Source organism: Luteimonas composti, from assembly GCF_042678665.1.
In the GTDB taxonomy this organism is placed as follows: Bacteria; Pseudomonadota; Gammaproteobacteria; order Xanthomonadales; family Xanthomonadaceae; genus Luteimonas; species Luteimonas composti.
This window is the reverse complement of the sequence record NZ_JBHTKU010000005.1, coordinates 234,035-250,317: the sequence shown is the minus strand read 5'-3', so window position 1 is coordinate 250,317 and position 16,283 is coordinate 234,035. Positions and strand designations below refer to the sequence as shown.

Here is a 16,283-nt window from a genome sequence, read left to right as displayed (position 1 = left end):
CAGAAATGCCTGAAATTTCCAGCATGTTGCCGGTGTCGCTGCCGCTTACCGGGCTTGAACTGATGCCCGTCCTGCAGGGGGGCGGGGCGGAAGGCAACCGGCGCATGCCGGCCCTCCTGAACAGGAACGTGCCCCAAGGGGCCGTGGTCTGTCTGTTCAGGCCGATGGCCGCGGACCTGTCGGGCACGGCGGCATCGGACCCTGGCGCGGGCAATGTGCGCTGGAACAACGCCGATCCCAAAGATGCCACGGAACTGTACATCAGTCACGAGGATGCTGGGGAGGAGGACATCTCCAGCTTCCTGTCAGATCTCCAGATCGGCGGCTTCGTGTACCTACAAGCCGTCGCCGATTCGGCACGGCGCAGCACGTTGCAGAAGTGGCGCGTGATCAGCATCAGCGACGACGGTGACTACAGCACGGTAGGCGTCGAGCCGGTGGCCGTTGCAGGCGACTTCCTAGCGGACGAGGCTCTGGAACTTACCTTGCAGCAGCCGGCAGCGACCAGCGAGGGCGGCGCGCCCTGGGCTGTCACGTTCAAGCCCTACGACAACGAGCCGCCGGGCAGCAATTACGCCACGCTCGACCTGCGGAACAATCGCCCGGTGCTGGACTTCGACGCCACGACCCAGGAGGCGTGCGTATTCACGAGCGTGCTGCCCGCCGGCTATGGTGGCAACGGGATCGCGGTAACGCTCTACTGCGCCGCATCGACGGCAACCAGCGGGACGATCGGCTGGGATGTCGCGGTCGAAAGGGTGAATGTAACTGGGCTCGACACCGACGCCGACAGCTTCGCGACAGCGGTGGCGGCCGCGCCTGCCACGGTTCCAGGAACTTCTGGGCAGATCCTGGCTGTGACGGTCAATTTGGCCGACGGAGCCGAGATTGACGGTCTGCAGGCGGGCGAGCTGTTCAGGTTGCGTGTGCGCCGTGACGTTTCCAACGACACGGCGACGGGCGATGCCGAGTTGCTCGCGGTTCACATGAGGGAGCAGTAACCGTGTCGATCTCAGGCTCCGGGGGAGCGTACTACCGTCCGGCATCAACGATCCCGGCTTCGGCCGGGCTTCATGCTGCTCACACGCGTCACTGCATTGTGCGGTGTTCCGCGCCAGTCTCAGCCACGAGGTTTCGCGGAGTGGAGGGGCTTGTCGGCAACGGGCAGAATCCGCACGACATCCTGTATTGGGAGCACGGCGCGGCGGATTACGCTGGGGGATACCACCACCGCTCGGTGACCGGGAGCTACTGGCCGCTGAAGTTTACCAGCCTACCGGTCGATCAATGGGTATCGCTCGGCGTCACCTTCCTCGGGACGGAGATGCATGGTTGGAAGAACGGTGAGCTGGCTGTGTCGAATACGACGCCTGGCATGGCCGGCGCGGCGGGCAACGACGTGTATGCCGATGTGCTGGGAAGCCAGACCTTCGGGGGAGGCCTGGATTCCAGCAGCCAGTGGCTCGAGGGTGAGATCGCAGAACGAGCCATCTGGAACGTCGCGCTGTCTGCTGTTGAGATGGCTGCCTTGGGGATGGGGTTCAGGGCGTTCCGGATCCGGCCGCAGAATCTTGTCTTCTACTCTCCGGGCATTCGAGGTCTGCAGGACCTGCGCGGCGGCCGCACACTGGTGCGCCAAGCTGGCGTAGAAGTGTTCACTGAGCACCCTTCCGTGCGGTAGCGCAAGATTGAGGACTTCCCCTACACGCGGCCGCGCCGTCCCCGTATATCTGGGATCTCTGGGCGCAGGTATCTTCTTCCCGCCAGCAACGCCCCCTGCCGCTGTGACGCCTGACCGATGGACGGGCAATGCGCGAGGGGCGGGCCGTTTCCTAGGGCGGCCGCTGGCGTCTATCCTGCCGCGGCCAGCAGCGCACTCGCCGACGCGACCGGCCCGATGGTATCCACGTGCGTGCGCCTCCCGGTGAGGCGCAGCTGGCACGCCCTTCACGTCGACAGGCGCAGGGTCGCTCCCATGTGGACGCCGCACCTCGAGCAGTTCGAGCTTCCGGACGGGACCTGGCAGAAGGTCGGCTGGGTGCTGGTGGACGAAGCCGACCGCCGGTACGAGGGCCCCGAAGGCGCGGTCGTGACGGGCTTCAGTCGCGGCGAGATGCAGGAGCTGGCCGACCAGCTCAACGCGCAACAGGAGTAGGCGTCTCCGCCGGTGAGACGCTTGCCAGTACCCTGCGCCCATGCTCCCCGACGACTTTCAATGGCGCCCCAGCCTAGGCGGCGAGGCTCTGTACTTTGGGCCTCGGCAGCTGGCGACGCTGACTGCGCTCGATGGGGGCAACTGCCGGGTGAACACCCGCCCGGACCGGATAGGCCAGCACTATGCCTTCTTTCCTACGTATGACATCGGCAGGCGGTACATCGAAGCCTGGGCGTGCAAATGGGAAGCTGAGATCCGTGCAGAGGGCCCGAATCCGATCACCCTGTATGGAGGAGTCACCATGCAGGTTCCCCCAGCGGGGACGGTTGCGACGACACATCGCCGGCGCGCCAGACACCGTCGCTAGGCCGAGAGCGGCAGCATCTGCAGACGCTCCTCCAGCTGTTCAGGCGTCATCGCAGCGTTCCTCCTCGTCGCCGGGCACCAGCCCGGCCTTGTGCAGCATGCAGTCGATGCGGGCGTCGACATGGGGCAGGTGTTCGGCCGGCGCAGAGTCCCGGATCACGTCGGCGTAGCCAGCGAACTCTTCCATGACGTATTCGGGCGGGATGGTCTCGACCATGTGCGATATGCGTCGCTCGAGCTCGTCCAGATGCCGATCGAGCCAGGCACGGTCCGGCGGGCGGGTGGTGGGCCCCAAGCCGAAGATCTCGCTCACCAGGAGCTGGGAGCCGCGGCTCGAGCTGTCCCATTCGCCGGCATCGAGCGTGAGCCAGAACCGTACGCAGGCCGCCTTCAGCGGATTGGGGATGGTGCGTCCTCGGTAGGCCTCGATGATCCCGAGGATCTCCGGGTCGCGGGCGTCGTATTCGGCCCAGAACTGGCTGTACGTCTTCCCAGCGTTCGCCGGAACCTCCCGGTAGCCGCGGCACCAGCGGGTCAGCGCCCGCACGCGCTGGACCATTTCGAACATCTCGGGCTCGCTCATGCGGCCTCCCGGTGCTCGTAGTAGGGGTGGCGCTTGTCGTCGAAGATGGCGTGCAAGGCGGCAAGGTTCGCCGGATCCGGGTTCAGCCACGCGTCGATGTGCTCGGGCTTGATGTTGATGATGGTGCGGTCGTGGCCGGCGGCGGCCACTTCCGGCTCCGGCTCGTCGGTGATGGCCGCGAAGGAGAGCAGGTCCGGCTCGAGGCCCTTCGGATCGGTCCAGTGGGACCAGAGGCAGGCGATCAGCATGGGCTCCCGATCGCGCGGGGTGAAGGCCAGCACCCGGTTCTTCCCGTCCGGCCCCTCCACGTTCTCGAAGAACACGTCGGCCACCAGCAACCCGTGGTGACGCCCGAACTGGCCCTGCCAGAACCCCTCGAGGTTGTCCCGCCGGGCGTTGTACGTGCCCGGGAACTTGCGGTCGTAGAAGGCGGGCTTGCCCGCCGGCCGGCACTGGTAGCGCATCAGCTTCACCTGGCGCTGGCCGCCCTCGGCGACGATCACCGGCGCATAGACGCCCGGGTAGATCCGCCAGTCCTGGTCGCTCTCCTTGCCTTTCAGGGCATCCAGCCGGCGCTGGGCCGCGGCGACCTTGTTGGTGCCGATGCGCACGTCCTCGGCCGCCTTCTTCGTGGCCTTGGCCTGCAGGGCGCGCTCGGCATCCGCTACCCGCCGGCGCTGGGCGAAGATCTCCTGGGTGAGCTGGTCGACCTCCCAGGCGTCCCAGCGGCGGATCAGCTCGGCCACCTCGGGCGGCCCGTTGGCCAGGAGGCCGCGCTCGATCGCCCGCGGCACCTTCGGGCGCTTCCGCGGGTCCTTGCCCTGCTGCCACCAGAACACCTTCACATAGGTGTCGATGTCCATCCCGTGCCCGCCGGTGGCCCGGACGAACTTCTTGAACTCGCGGTTGACCTGGGCGGAGTAGCACATGGGGTCCTCCTGATTGGCTCGCATGCTAGCCGCCCCCGCCGCGCTCCGTAAAATTGGACCCGTGGTCACGGCGGCATGCGTGTTCCACGTGCCCGATTCCGTAATTTAGCGCGCTGCAATCGCTTGATTTGATAGCAGTAGCGGGGAGCCTTTTAATCCGCTGGTCGATGGTTCGAATCCATCACGGCCCACCAGCATCCGGCCACTGCTGCCTGGGGCGCTTCGCATTCCGGCATGCCGGCACACGACCTGCGCGCCACGCCCCAGGCCGACGTTACGCAGGCTCCTGCCGCAGACCTTCGTCGTGGGGCCCGGTACACCGGCCGCGCCCGGGGTGCGCTGGCTGCGCGCGGCTGCGTCGTCGCAGGAGACCGGGCCCGGCGGTCAGGAGGCAGGTTCCGGGTGGTCGCGATGCAGTCGACGAAGGCGCGCACGTAGCCGCCATCGTCCTCAGGCTTGAAGGTGATTCCTTCGCCGTCGATCGGCAGCACATTGCCGGCGACGCGGCAGGTCCACTGCCGCTCGCGGCTGCAGTCTGTCAGCCCGGCTCTAGCGGAGCCGAGACAGGATTTCCGCCGCGTGCTTTTCCATCAGCCCACCTGAGCTGCCCAGGGCTGTCGCATTGGTGGATTCCACTTCGAAGTCGGCAAGCTGAGTGCCAGCTGCATCAACGATCCGGATCCGGCTCGAGATCTTGTCGCGTCCGGCCATGACGCCCGCCCAGAAACGGGCGCCGTTGGAACGGACATAGAAATGCGTCACCGTGATTTCGATCCGTGGCGCGTCAGTGCCGGGCACAAAGACTCCTGCATCGCGCAAGGTTCGCTGGATCGTTCTGTCCAGCTCGGCAATCGCGGCCAGATCGTCGCCGCCATAATTCTCGAAGCTGTAGCCATATGGTCCGCTGGTCCCTGCAGTCGGGGGCTGGTGGACCGTGCTCGTCGTCGAGCATGCGGACAAAAACAGGCAGACTGCCAGCCAGAACGCTCTAGACATGACCGCTCTCCCCAGTGCGGAACACAGCTTATGCGGGCAGCGGTGCCCTGCGCAAAGTGGCGGAGGGGACGGTCATGGACTGGGAAGCCTTATGCCGCCTCGATCTCCGCCACCACGTCCAGCACCTCGTCGCCGTAGCGTTCGATCTTGCCGGCGCCGATGCCGCCGATCAGGGCCAGGTCGCCGGGAGTCTGGGGGCGCTGGCGGGCGATCTCGCGCAGGGTGGCGTCGTGGAAGATCACGTAGGGCGGCACGCCCTGGTCGCGCGCCAGGCGCGTGCGCAGGCCGCGCAGCGCCTCGAACAGGGGACGGTCGGCCGCGGGAATGTCGATGGCAGGGCGCGCACCGCGGCCGTCGCCGCGCTCGCGCCTGCCCTTGCGCAAAGATTCCTTGCGCAGCAGGACCGGTTGTTCGCCGCGCAGGACCGGGCGGGCGGCCTCGGACAGGCGCAGGCCACCGTGGCCTTCGGCGTCGACCTCGAGCAGGCCCAATGCCACCAGCTGGCGGAACACGCCGCGCCAGCTCCGCGCGTCGAGGTCGGCGCCCACGCCGTAGACCGCCAGCTGGTCGTGGCCGAACTGGTGGATGCGCTCGGTATCGGCGCCGCGCAGGACGTCGATCAGGTGCGCGGCGCCGAAACGCTGGCCGGTGCGATAGACGCAGCTCAGCGCCTTGCGCGCGGCCTCGGTGCCGTCCCAGGACTCGGGCGGCGACAGGCAGTTGTCGCAGTTGCCGCAGGCCTTCGGCAGCGTCTCGCCGAAGTTGTCCAGCAGCACCTGGCGGCGGCAGCGCATGGTTTCGCAGTAGCCCACCAGGGCGTCGAGCTTGCGGTGCTCCAGGCGCTTGCGCTCTGGACCGGACTCGGACTGTTCGATCATCTGCCGCAACAGCACCAGGTCGCCCAGGCCGTAGCACATCCAGGCCTCGGCCGGCTCGCCATCGCGGCCGGCGCGACCGGTTTCCTGGTAGTAGCCCTCGATCGACTTGGGCAGGTCGATATGGGCCACGAAGCGCACGTCCGGCTTGTCGATGCCCATGCCGAAGGCGATCGTCGCGACGACCACCACGCCCTCGCCGCGCAGGAAGCGGTGCTGGTTGGCCAGGCGCAGGGCCGGGTCCATGCCGGCGTGGTAGGGGACCGCGTCGATGCCGTGGCCGGCGAGGAACTCCGCCGTTTCCTCCACCTTGCGCCGCGACAGGCAGTACACGATGCCGGCCTCGCCGCGACGCGGCTCGAGGAAATCCAGCAGCTGGCGCCTGGCGTTCTCCTTCTGCACCACCGTGTAGCGGATGTTGGGCCGGTCGAAGGAACTGACGAAGCGGCGCGCATCCTCCAGCTGCAGGCGCTCGGCGATCTCGCGCTGGGTGGGCGGGTCGGCGGTGGCGGTCAGCGCGATGCGCGGTACCTGCGGCCAGCGCTCGTGGAGGATGGTGAGCTCGCGGTATTCGGGGCGGAAGTCGTGGCCCCACTGCGACACGCAGTGCGCCTCGTCGATGGCGAACAGGGCCAGCGGCGCGCGGTCGAGCAGGGACAGGAAGCGCGCGGTGAGCAGGCGCTCGGGCGCGACGTAGAGCAGGTCGAGGTCGCCGGCGAGCAGGTCGCGCTCGACGGACTGCGCGGCGGCGGCGTCCAGGGTGGAGTTCAGGCAGGCCGCGCGCACGCCAAGCTGCCGAAGCGCGTCCACCTGGTCCTGCATCAGCGCGATCAGCGGCGAAACCACGATCGCCACGCCGTCGCGCAACAGGGCGGGAAGCTGGTAGCACAGCGACTTGCCGCCGCCGGTCGGCATCAGCACCAGGGCGTCGTTGCCCTCGGCGACATGGCGGACGATCTCGGCCTGCTCGCCGCGGAAACCGCGGTGGCCGAAGATCGTCTCGAGCAGGTGGTGGGCGTGGGACAGCATGTGCACAGGATAGCGGCCCGGCCCGGGGGCGGCTTGTAGGAAAACCGCCCGCGGAATGCGGAGACGGCGCGTTGCCGCGCCGTCTCCGAGGGCTGACGTCCCGCCGTCGCGGGCACGCGGGGATTTACTGGAGCAGGGAGCGCAGCATCCAGGCGTACTTCTCGTGGGTCTGCAGGCGCTGGATCAGCAGGTCCTCGGTGGGCTCGTCGTCGGCGTCGTCGCAGACGTCGATGGCCTTGCGGGCGCTGCGGCAGACCGCCTCGTTGCCGACCACCAGCTGGCGCACCATCTCGCGCCAGTCCGGCGCCTCGGTCGCGCCCGGCTCTTCCTTGATCGAGGTGAGCTTGATGAACTCGGCGTAGGAGCCCGGAGCGTTGTAGCCCAGCGCGCGGATGCGCTCGGCCACGTCGTCGAGCGCGTTCCACTGCTCGGTGTACTGCTCCTCGAACATGTTGTGCAGGGCGTTGAACATCGGCCCGGTCACGTTCCAGTGGAAGTTGTGGGTTTTCAGGTACAGGGTGTAGGCATCGGCGAGGAAGCGCGAAAGCTCGGTGGCGATCTTCTGGCGGTCCCCGGCGGAGATGCCGATGTCGATGCCCGGACCGGCGTCGCCGCTGGCGGGGGAGGCCGCCGGCACGACAGCCTTGGCCTGGGTGTTGCCGCCGTTGCCGGACCTGGCCGGCTTCGGGCGGCTGGCGGCGCTGGACTGCTTCTTCGAACTCGTCTTCGACATGGTGACCTCGATACGGGTGGTTTTTGGCGACAATAGGCCGATGCACGACCGATATGCGAACGATGGCCGCGGATGCAAGGGTGCCGGTGGAGTCTAGGCGCGGCCCCGCGACGGCTGCGTTAAAGCAGGCGCGGCGGGCCGTCGAAGGCGCGCTGTCGCGCGACCGTGGGCGGCTGCTGGGGCTGTGGTCGCGCTGGAACGCCAGGCCCGGCGAGGCCGGGGCCGAGGCGGCGTTCGCCGCCGCCCTGCAGGCGTCGGTGCAGGCACGGGAGGCGCGCGCAGCCCGGCTGCCCGCTGCGAGCGTGGCCGCGGAACTGCCCATCGCCGGCAAGGCCGGGGAAATCGTGGACCTGATCCGCGGCCGCCAGGTCGTGGTGATCGCCGGTGAGACCGGCTCGGGCAAGACCACCCAGTTGCCGAAGCTGTGCCTGCAGGCCGGGCGTGGCGCGGCCGGCATGATCGGCTGCACCCAGCCGCGGCGGATCGCCGCGCGCGCGGTGGCGCGCCGCGTGGCCGAGGAGCTGCAGGTGCCGATGGGCGGGCTGGTCGGCTACCAGGTGCGCTTCAACGACAACGTGTCCGAGGAGACCGCGGTCAAGTTCATGACCGACGGCATCCTGCTGGCCGAGATCGCGTCCGACCGGTGGCTGTCGCGGTACGACACGATCATCGTCGACGAGGCGCACGAGCGCAGCCTCAACATCGATTTCCTGCTCGGCTACCTCAAGCAGCTGCTGCGCAAGCGGCCGGACCTCAAGCTGATCGTCACCTCGGCGACGATCGATACCGAGCGGTTCTCGAAGCACTTCGACGACGCGCCGGTGGTGAGCGTGGAAGGGCGCGGCTATCCGGTGGAGGTGCGCTGGCGGCCGCTCGAGGCCCTGGGCGGCGAAGATGGAGAGGCGGCACCGGGCGGCACGGCCCGTGGCCGCGCCGACGCCGAGGGCGGGATCTCGGTGCTCGACGGTATCGTCGCCGCCTGCGACGAGATCATGCGCGAGCGCGGTACGGGCGACACCCTGGTGTTCCTGGCCGGGGAGCGCGAGATCCGCGACGCGCACCAGGCGCTCGAGCGCCGCAAATACCGCCATACCGAGGTGGTGCCGCTGTACGCGCGGCTGTCGGCGCGCGACCAGGACCGGGTGTTCAATCCCGGGCCGCAGCGACGCATCGTGCTGGCCACCAACGTGGCCGAAACCTCGCTCACCGTGCCGCGCATCCACTACGTGGTGGACCCCGGCCTGGCCCGGGTCAAGCGCTACAGCCCGCGGCAGAAGCTCGACCGCCTGCACATCGAGCCGGTGTCGCAGGCCAGCGCCGACCAGCGCAAGGGCCGCTGCGGCCGCATCGCGCCGGGCACCTGCATCCGGCTGTATTCGGAGGCCGATTTCCTCTCGCGCCCGCAGTACACCGATCCGGAGATCCGCCGCGCCGCGCTGGCCGGCGTGATCCTGCGGATGCTGTCGCTGGGCCTGGGCGACATCGACGCCTTCCCGTTCGTCGAGCCGCCGGACCCGCGTGCGGTCGCCGACGGCTGGCAGCAGCTGGCCGAACTGGGCGCGATCGATGCGCAGCGCCGGCTCACCGACATCGGCCGGCAGATGGCGCGGCTGCCGGTGGACGTGAAGCTGGCGCGCATGCTCATCGCCGCGCAGCGCCATCGCTGCCTGCACGAGATGCTGGCGATCGCCTCGTTTTTGGGCATCCAGGACCCGCGCGAACGCCCGGCCGACCAGCGCGCCGCGGCCGACAACGCGCATGCGCTGTTCGCCGATCCCAAATCCGAGTTCGCCGGCATCCTCAAGCTCTGGGAGGCTTACCGCGAAGCGCACGAAGAACTGACCCAGTCGCAGCTGCGCAAATGGAGCGAGAAGCACTTCCTGGGCTTCCTGCGCCTGCGCGAGTGGCGCGAGCTGCACCGCCAGCTCAAGCTGCAGTGCGAAGAGCTGTGGCCGGGCGGCGACGCGCCCGTAGCGGGTGGCCGCGATGCCGAGCGCGCGCCGGCCCGCAGCCGGCGCGGCAAACGCCCCGCCGCCGCGGGCGATCCGCCACGCACCGTCGCCGCCGCCGCGCCTGGGGCGCCGGCCAGCGAGGCCACGCGCTACGCCCTGCTGCACCGGGCCCTGATCGCGGGCCTGCCCACCCAGATCGGCCACGTCACCGAGCGCGGCGTCTACGAAGGGCCGCGCGGGCGCCGCTTCCAGCTGTTCCCGGGCTCGGCCCTGGCGCGCAAGCCGCCGCCGTGGGTGCTCTCGGCGACCCTGCTGGATACCGAGAAGGTCTGGGCGATCACCAACGCCGCGATCGAACCTGACTGGGCGATCGCCGAACTGCCGCACCTGCTGGCGCGGCGCCACCACGATCCGCGCTGGTCGCGCTCGCAGGGGCGGGTGCTGGGCAGCGAGCAGATCAGCCTGTTCGGCCTGGTGCTGGCGCCGAAGAAGCCGGTGGACTATGGCCGCCTCTACCCGGCCGAGGCGCGCGCGCTGTTCCTGCGCGACGCGCTGGTGATGGGTGAGGTCAACCTGCGCAGCCCCTTCATCGCGCGCAACCTCAGGACGCTCGAGGCGGCGCGCGAGGAGGAAGCCAAGCAGCGCCGCGCCGGGCTGGTGGTGGACGAGGACTGGATGCAGCAGTGGTATGCCGACCGCATCCCTGTCGAGATCGTCGACAGCCGCTCGCTCGACGCCTGGTACGGCAAGCTGCCCGGCGAGGGCAGGCGCGCGCTGGAATGGTCGCGCGACGAGCTGCTGATGGGCGAGGGCGCCGACGCGGTGCGCTTCCCCGCCTGGCTGCCGCTGGGCGAGGCGCGGCTGGCGGTGCGCTACCGCTTCGAGCCCGGCGCGCCCGACGACGGCATGACCGTCTCGGTGCCGCTGCACCTGCTCAACGCGATCGACCCGGTGCAGCTGTCGTGGCTGGCCCCGGGCTTCGTCGCCGACAAGGCCGCCGCCCTGATCCGCGGGCTGCCCAAGGCGCTGCGCCGCAACTTCGTGCCGGCGCCGGATTTCGCGCGCGCCTTCGCCCAGGCGCATGGCGCGCGCGAGCCCGATGCCTTCACCGGCGCGCTGGCGCGCTTTCTGTCGCGCATGACCGGCGTGTCGCTGCAGCCAGGCGACTTCGACGAATCGGCGCTGGAGCCGCACCTGCGCGCCAACCTGCGCCTGGTCGACGTGCGCGGGCGCGGCGGTGGCCAGGTGCTGGCCGAATCGCGCGACCTGGACGATCTGCGTGCGCGCTTCGGCGCACGCGCGGCCGAAGCATTCTCGGCGCATGCCGCCGAAGGCCTGGCGCGCAGCGGACTGCGCGAGTTTCCGGCCGAGCCGATCCCGCTGTCGGTGCCGGGTGCCGGCGGCGTGCCGGCCTGGCCGGCGCTGGAAGACGACGGCGACAGCGCCTCGCTGGCGGTCCACGCCGATCCCGCGCTGGCCGCGCGCCTGCATCCGCAGGGCGTGCGCCGGCTGCTGGCCATCGCCCTGCAGGACCGGGTGAAGCAGGCGCGCAAGCAGCTGCCGGTGCAACCGAAGACCGCGCTGCTGTATGCGGCGATCGAATCGTCCGGCGAACTGCAGCGCGGCACCCGCGGCGGCGATCGCCTGCGCGAGGACCTGGTCGACGGTGCGCTGGCTGCGCTGCTGGCCGAGGGGCTGGGCGGGATCCGCGATCCGGAAGCGTTCGCCGCGCGTCGCGATGCGGCCGGGCGCGCGCTGTTCGGCGAGGCGATGGCGCGGCTGCAGCAGGCCGAGGCGATCCTGGCCCTGGTCGCCGAGGTCCGCGCGCGGCTCGAGTCGAAGCTGGTCGGCTGGGCCCGGGCCAATCTCGACGACATGCAGGCGCACCTGGCCGCGCTCGCGTATCCGGGCTTCCTGCGCGAGGTGCCCGCCAGCGCGCTGGCCGCGTATCCGCGTTACCTCAAGGCGCTGTCGGCGCGGGCCGAGCGCGCGCAGCGCGATCCACTACGCGACCAGCAGCGCATGCTCGACCTCAAGCCCTTGATGGACGCGCTGGCCGAGGCCCGGGCGGCCGGGCGCGGCACCGAGGCCGAGCACGACGCGCTGCGCTGGGACCTGGAAGAGGTGCGGGTGGCGACCTACGCCCAGGAACTCGCCGCGCGCGGCGGGGCGACGGCGAAGAAGTTGGCGGCGCGGATCGCGGCGCTGGACTGATCCCTTCGGAACGGCGCATGCGCGGCACGGCCTGGTTACCGGATCCGGTGGCGCGCTCGCCGACCGGCGTCGGCGGCGGGTTGCCGGATCCCGTGAGGTGGGTTACTCGACCCGCTGCACCTTGGCCTGGGTGTTGTAGCCGTCGATGCGCATGTACCACACGCCCATCACCCCGGGCTTGATGTACACCTTGGGCCTGGTCTTGCGCACACCATTGAGCGAGGTCGCATCGGTCTGCACCCAGACCTGGCCGTTGTCGAGCGTGTAGCGCTTGCGGCTGCCGAACCCGGTGAACTCGCCTGCGATGCTGGCCTCGATCGGCTCCTGGGAGCCGAAGTGGAAGAATCCGCGGTTCTTCTCCACCACTTCCTGGCGGCCTTCCTCGCGGGCCTCCTCGACTGCGGCGGCGACCGCTGCCGAGGTCTGCTGTTCGACGCGACGATCGAGCCAGGCGTTGAGCCGGGCCAGTTCTTCGGCGCTGAGCTTGTCCAGGCCGGCGGCCTTGAATTCCTCGGCGCTCATTGCCTGCTGCAGCGGCGGTGCGTCCTGCGCGCCGGCGAGCGCGGGCAGGGCGAGCAGGGTAGCGAGCAGCAGGGCGGGGATCGGTCGCATGGCTGTTCCTCTCGGCGGGAGACCGATAGTGTAGGACGTCCCCCGCCGTCGAATGCATCGCCGCCGTGACCTCCGGCCTCGAAACCTGGCTTGCCTCGCCCGCCGGCGCCGCGATCGCCCCGGCGCTGCGCGAGGCCATGCGGGCGGCCGGCCGCGACCTCGACGCGGATCCGGCCTCCGCGCCGGTGCTCGAGGACACGTTGGCGTCCCTGGTCCTGCTTGGCGCCGACGGCGATTCGGTTGCCGCGGCGATCCTGTTCGAACTGCCGCAGCTGGCCGCACGCGTGGAAGCCGCGCTGCCGCCGCGCCACGCCGCCGTCGCCGCCCTGCTCGACGGCCAGCGCGCGGCCAGCCAGGTGTGGACGCTGCACGCCGAGAGCACCGGCAAGGGCAACACCGAGGGCCTGCGCCGCCTGCTGCTGGCCATCGTGCGCGACCTGCGGGTGGTGCCCATCCTGCTGGCGCGCCAGCTGGCGCGGATGCGCCATGCCGCCGCGCTGCCCGAGGAGGAACGCCAGGCACTGGCCCGGCTGACCCGCGACATCCTCGCGCCGCTGGCCAACCGCCTGGGCATCTGGCAGCTCAAGTGGGAACTCGAGGACCTGGCCTTCCGCCACCTCGAGCCCGAGACCTACCGCAGCATCGCCGCGCTGCTGGACGAGAAGCGCACCGACCGCGAGCGCTACATCGCCGGGGTCAGCGCCGAACTCGACCGCGCCCTGCGCGCGCAGGGCATCGAGGCCGACATCGCCGGCCGTGCCAAGCACATCTACAGCATCTGGAAGAAGATGCGGAAGAAGGACGTGCCGATCGGCGAGCTCTACGACCTGCGCGCGGTGCGCGTGCTGGTCGACGATATTCCCGCCTGCTATGCCGCGCTGGGCGTGGTGCATGCGCTATGGGCGCCGGTGCCGGGCGAGTTCGACGACTACATCGCGCGCCCGAAGAACAACGACTACCGCTCGCTGCACACGGCCGTGCTCGGGCCCGAGGGCAAGACCCTGGAGGTGCAGATCCGCACCCGGGAGATGCACGAGCAGGCCGAACTGGGCGTGGCCGCGCACTGGCGCTACAAGGAGACCGGCGGTTCGCAGCGCTCGGCCGCGGGCAATGCCGCGCTGGAGCGCAAGATCGAATGGATGCGGCGCCTGCTCGAGGCGCATGCCGAAGGCGAGGAGGGCGCGGGCCTGGCCGGCTCCTTCGACACCGAACTGGTGGAGGACCGCATCTACGTGCTCACCCCGGCCGGCGAGGTGATCGACCTGCCCAGCGGGGCGACCCCGCTCGACTTCGCCTACCACGTGCACACCATGGTCGGGCACCGGTGCCGTGGCGCGAAGGTGGACGGGCGCATCGTGCCGCTCGACCACAAGCTGCGCAGCGGCGACCGGGTCGAGATCCTGACGGCCAAGGAGCCGGAACCGCGCCGCGACTGGCTGGTGGCGGCCAACGGCTTCCTCGCCAGTCCGCGCGCACGGGAGAAGGTGCGCACCTGGTTCCACCGCCTCGACCGCGAGCGCAACCTCCAGGCCGGCCGCGAGATGCTCGATCGCGAACTGCGGCGCATGGGCCTGCTGCAGTCCGACCTGCAGCCGGTCCTGGGTCGCTTCAACGTCGCCGCCGTGGACGAACTGCTGGTGCTGGTGGCGCTGGGCGACATCGGTCCGCACCAGGTCGGGCGCGCGCTGCAGGAGCACGAACGCGCCAGCGCGCGCAGCGAGGCGGAAGCCGCGCCCGCGCAGCCGCAGCCGCGCCGGCGCGTGCCCCAGGCCACGACCTCCGGCTTCACCGTGGTCGGCGTGGGCAACCTGCTGGTGCAGGTCGCGCGCTGCTGCCAGCCGCTGCCGGGCGAGGCGATTGCCGGCTACCTCACCCGCGCCCGCGGCCTGACCGTGCACCGCGCCGACTGTGCCGCCTTCCTGCGCCTGGCGGCCGCGCAGCCGCAGCGCGTGCTGCCGGTCGACTGGGGCCGGCAGGGCGGCGTGCACGAAGCGGCAGCGGTGGTCGACGCGGTCGACCGCAAGCACCTGCTCAAGGACGTCAGCAACGTGATCGCGCAGGAGGAAGCGCACGTGGTGTCGATCCGCGGAGAGGCGGGGCGGCACGGCCGGGTGCGGCTGCGCCTGCGCCTGCGGGTGGACGGCTACGAGCAACTCTCGCGGGTGCTGGCCAAGCTCGACGGCCTGCCCGGCGTGGAGCAGGCGCGGCGCGAATAGCGCGCGGTCACGCACGCGTTCAGTCGCGGCGCGTACTCTGGCGCCCGTGGCCAGCGAACCTTCTTCCGACGCGACGGGCGCACGCCGGGAACCCGTGGTCGGCGACCTGCGCGGCCTGCGCCTGGACGCGCCCGCCCGCCCGCGCGCAGGCGGCCCGCCGCCCGGAGCGGGCCGCCGCTGGCTTGTGGGCGGGGCCGTGGTTGGCGCCTTGGTGCTGCTGGCGCTGGCGGTGGCGCAGGGGCCGGTCGGCGACCGCCTGTGGCCGCGCCCGCGCGTGCATGAACTCGACGCGCAGGGCGACCAGGCCCTGGCGCGCGGCCACCTGAGCGCCGCCGACGGCAGCGGCGCCCGCCAGCTCTACGAGGCGGCGCTGGCCATGGATCCCGACCGCATCGAGCCCCGCGAAGGCCTCGCCCGCGTGGCCGAGGCCGCGCTCGCGCGGGCGCGCGAAGACCTGGCCGCCGGCCGCCTCGCCGATGCCCGTGCCCACCTGCGGCTGGCGCGCGAGCTGTCGGTGCCGCGCGAGCAGGCCGATGCGCTGGCCACGCGGCTGCGCGATCGCGAGGCGGCGCTGGCCGGTGTCGAGAACCTGGTCGCACGTGCCGCCGCCGCGCACGTCGCCGGTCGCCTGGACGGCGGCGAGGACGCGGCGCTGTCGCTGTACGCGCGCGTGCTGGAACTGCAGCCCGGGCATCCGGAAGCCCTGCGCGGCCGCGACGAGGCGCTGGGCGACCTGCTCGACCAGGCGCGCGAAGACCTGCGCGGCGGCGATCTGGCCGCCGCGGCGGGCGCGATCGGGGCGGCGCGCCGCTACGATCCCGGCCACGTCGACCTGCCCGACACCGAGGCGCGTTTCAGCGAGGAGCTGGACACCTTGCGCGCCCGCGCCGATGCCGACCTGCGCCGCGGCCGCATCGATGCGGCGGTCGCGGCATGGCAACGCGTGGAGGCGCTGGCACCTGGCGATGCGGGCGCTGCCGACGGCCTGCGCCGTGCCGCCGACGCGCATGCGGCGCGTGCGAGCCGGCTGGCCGCGGACTTCCGCTTCGACGAAGCGGCCCGGGCGCTGGACAGGGCGCGCGCGCTGGCGCCGGACGCCGCAGGCGTGTCCATGGCGCAGGCGGCGCTGGAACGCGCGCGGCGCAGTCATGTGCGGGTTCCCGCCGCGGCGCCGGCGCAGCGCGCGCGAGTGCCGCAGCTGCTGCGCCAGGCGGCCGAAGCCGAAGCCCGCGGCGACCTGCTGACACCGCCCGGCGACAGTGCCTACGACCGCCTGCGCGCGGCGCAGGCGCTGGCCCCGCGCGATGCCGAGGTGCGGCGGGCCATCGCGCGGCTGCTGCCGTCGGCGCGCGAATGCTTCGAGCGTGCGCTCAGCGCCAACAACCTGGCCCTGGCGCGGCGTTGCCTGGAAGCGCGCGACGCGCTGGGCGACGCGCCCCGCACGCTGTCCGAAGCGCGGCGCCGGCTGGCCCTGCGCTGGCTGGCGATCGGCGACGAGCGGCTCGCGGCGGGGCAGCTGCAGCCGGCCTCGGCGGCGCTGGCGGCGGCACGTGCGATCGATCCGCAGGTACCGGGCCTGGACGAATTCCAGCAGCGGCTGCGGGTTGCCGCGCGCGAGTAGCC

The 16,283-nt window shown here is 71.1% G+C and carries 12 protein-coding genes; 6 read left to right on the top strand and 6 right to left on the bottom strand.

The annotated features are described in order from the left end of the window. Positions 1-5 precede the first annotated feature (5 nt). From ACFQ2D_RS15940 to ACFQ2D_RS15930, 3 genes are all read left to right on the top strand, one after another. Complete coding sequence (locus ACFQ2D_RS15940; protein WP_280942812.1) at positions 6-1,001, top strand: hypothetical protein; 996 nt, start codon at positions 6-8, stop codon at positions 999-1,001. Positions 1,002-1,141: 140 nt separating this feature from the next. Further along, positions 1,142-1,681 carry a hypothetical protein gene (locus ACFQ2D_RS15935; protein WP_280942813.1) on the top strand — a complete coding sequence of 180 codons (540 nt, stop codon included), beginning with the start codon at positions 1,142-1,144 and terminating at the stop codon, positions 1,679-1,681. 294 nt (positions 1,682-1,975) lie between these two features. After that, complete coding sequence (locus ACFQ2D_RS15930; protein WP_280942814.1) at positions 1,976-2,155, top strand: hypothetical protein; 180 nt, start codon at positions 1,976-1,978, stop codon at positions 2,153-2,155. Positions 2,156-2,561: 406 nt separating this feature from the next. On the opposite strand, the gene ACFQ2D_RS15925 is transcribed toward ACFQ2D_RS15930, so the two are convergent. The 5 genes from ACFQ2D_RS15925 to ACFQ2D_RS15905 form a co-directional block, all read right to left on the bottom strand. After that, a complete protein-coding gene (locus ACFQ2D_RS15925) occupies positions 2,562-3,104 on the bottom strand; it encodes a hypothetical protein (RefSeq protein ID WP_280942815.1) in 543 nt (180 codons plus the stop codon). Beyond that, positions 3,101-4,033, bottom strand: coding sequence for an SOS response-associated peptidase family protein (locus tag ACFQ2D_RS15920; RefSeq protein WP_280942816.1), 933 nt, complete (start codon positions 4,031-4,033; stop codon positions 3,101-3,103). The genes ACFQ2D_RS15925 and ACFQ2D_RS15920 overlap by 4 nt, the downstream gene beginning before the upstream one ends. Before the next feature lie 549 nt (positions 4,034-4,582). Further along, positions 4,583-5,029 (bottom strand): DUF4410 domain-containing protein, encoded by a 447-nt coding sequence (locus tag ACFQ2D_RS15915; protein WP_280942817.1) that lies wholly within the window; start codon positions 5,027-5,029, stop codon positions 4,583-4,585. A gap of 89 nt (positions 5,030-5,118) precedes the next feature. Further along, positions 5,119-6,933 carry a DNA helicase RecQ gene (recQ, locus tag ACFQ2D_RS15910; protein WP_280942818.1) on the bottom strand — a complete coding sequence of 605 codons (1,815 nt, stop codon included), beginning with the start codon at positions 6,931-6,933 and terminating at the stop codon, positions 5,119-5,121. Positions 6,934-7,057: 124 nt separating this feature from the next. Beyond that, positions 7,058-7,570 (bottom strand): Dps family protein, encoded by a 513-nt coding sequence (locus tag ACFQ2D_RS15905; RefSeq protein WP_386795722.1) that lies wholly within the window; start codon positions 7,568-7,570, stop codon positions 7,058-7,060. 158 nt (positions 7,571-7,728) lie between these two features. Here ACFQ2D_RS15905 and hrpA point away from each other — a divergent pair, with 158 nt between their 5' ends. Further along, the gene (gene hrpA / locus ACFQ2D_RS15900; RefSeq protein WP_280942820.1) at positions 7,729-11,832 is read left to right on the top strand and encodes an ATP-dependent RNA helicase HrpA; all 4,104 of its coding nucleotides are present in this window, start codon (positions 7,729-7,731) and stop codon (positions 11,830-11,832) included. Positions 11,833-11,934: 102 nt separating this feature from the next. Here hrpA and ACFQ2D_RS15895 read toward each other — a convergent pair whose 3' ends face one another. Further along, the gene (locus tag ACFQ2D_RS15895) at positions 11,935-12,444 is read right to left on the bottom strand and encodes a hypothetical protein (protein WP_280942821.1); all 510 of its coding nucleotides are present in this window, start codon (positions 12,442-12,444) and stop codon (positions 11,935-11,937) included. 137 nt (positions 12,445-12,581) lie between these two features. On the opposite strand from ACFQ2D_RS15895, the gene ACFQ2D_RS15890 reads away from it, so the two are divergent. Together ACFQ2D_RS15890 and ACFQ2D_RS15885 are read left to right on the top strand one after the other, a co-directional pair. Further along, entirely contained in the window at positions 12,582-14,660 is a 2,079-nt protein-coding gene (locus tag ACFQ2D_RS15890; protein WP_280942916.1) for a RelA/SpoT family protein, read from the top strand. A gap of 196 nt (positions 14,661-14,856) precedes the next feature. Then, positions 14,857-16,281 (top strand): hypothetical protein, encoded by a 1,425-nt coding sequence (locus ACFQ2D_RS15885; protein ID WP_280942822.1) that lies wholly within the window; start codon positions 14,857-14,859, stop codon positions 16,279-16,281. The last annotated feature ends 2 nt before the right edge of the window (positions 16,282-16,283 follow it).

Coding starts and splice junctions, on each gene's coding strand:
- ACFQ2D_RS15940 (WP_280942812.1), top strand. CDS start 6: ATGCCTGAAATTTCCAGCATGTTGCCGGTGTCGCTGCCGCTTACCGGG.
- ACFQ2D_RS15930 (WP_280942814.1), top strand. CDS start 1,976: ATGTGGACGCCGCACCTCGAGCAGTTCGAGCTTCCGGACGGGACCTGG.
- ACFQ2D_RS15925 (WP_280942815.1), bottom strand. CDS start 3,104: ATGAGCGAGCCCGAGATGTTCGAAATGGTCCAGCGCGTGCGGGCGCTG.
- ACFQ2D_RS15920 (WP_280942816.1), bottom strand. CDS start 4,033: ATGTGCTACTCCGCCCAGGTCAACCGCGAGTTCAAGAAGTTCGTCCGG.
- ACFQ2D_RS15915 (WP_280942817.1), bottom strand. CDS start 5,029: ATGTCTAGAGCGTTCTGGCTGGCAGTCTGCCTGTTTTTGTCCGCATGC.
- recQ (WP_280942818.1), bottom strand. CDS start 6,933: ATGCTGTCCCACGCCCACCACCTGCTCGAGACGATCTTCGGCCACCGC.
- hrpA (WP_280942820.1), top strand. CDS start 7,729: ATGGCCGCGGATGCAAGGGTGCCGGTGGAGTCTAGGCGCGGCCCCGCG.
- ACFQ2D_RS15895 (WP_280942821.1), bottom strand. CDS start 12,444: ATGCGACCGATCCCCGCCCTGCTGCTCGCTACCCTGCTCGCCCTGCCC.
- ACFQ2D_RS15890 (WP_280942916.1), top strand. CDS start 12,582: ATGCGGGCGGCCGGCCGCGACCTCGACGCGGATCCGGCCTCCGCGCCG.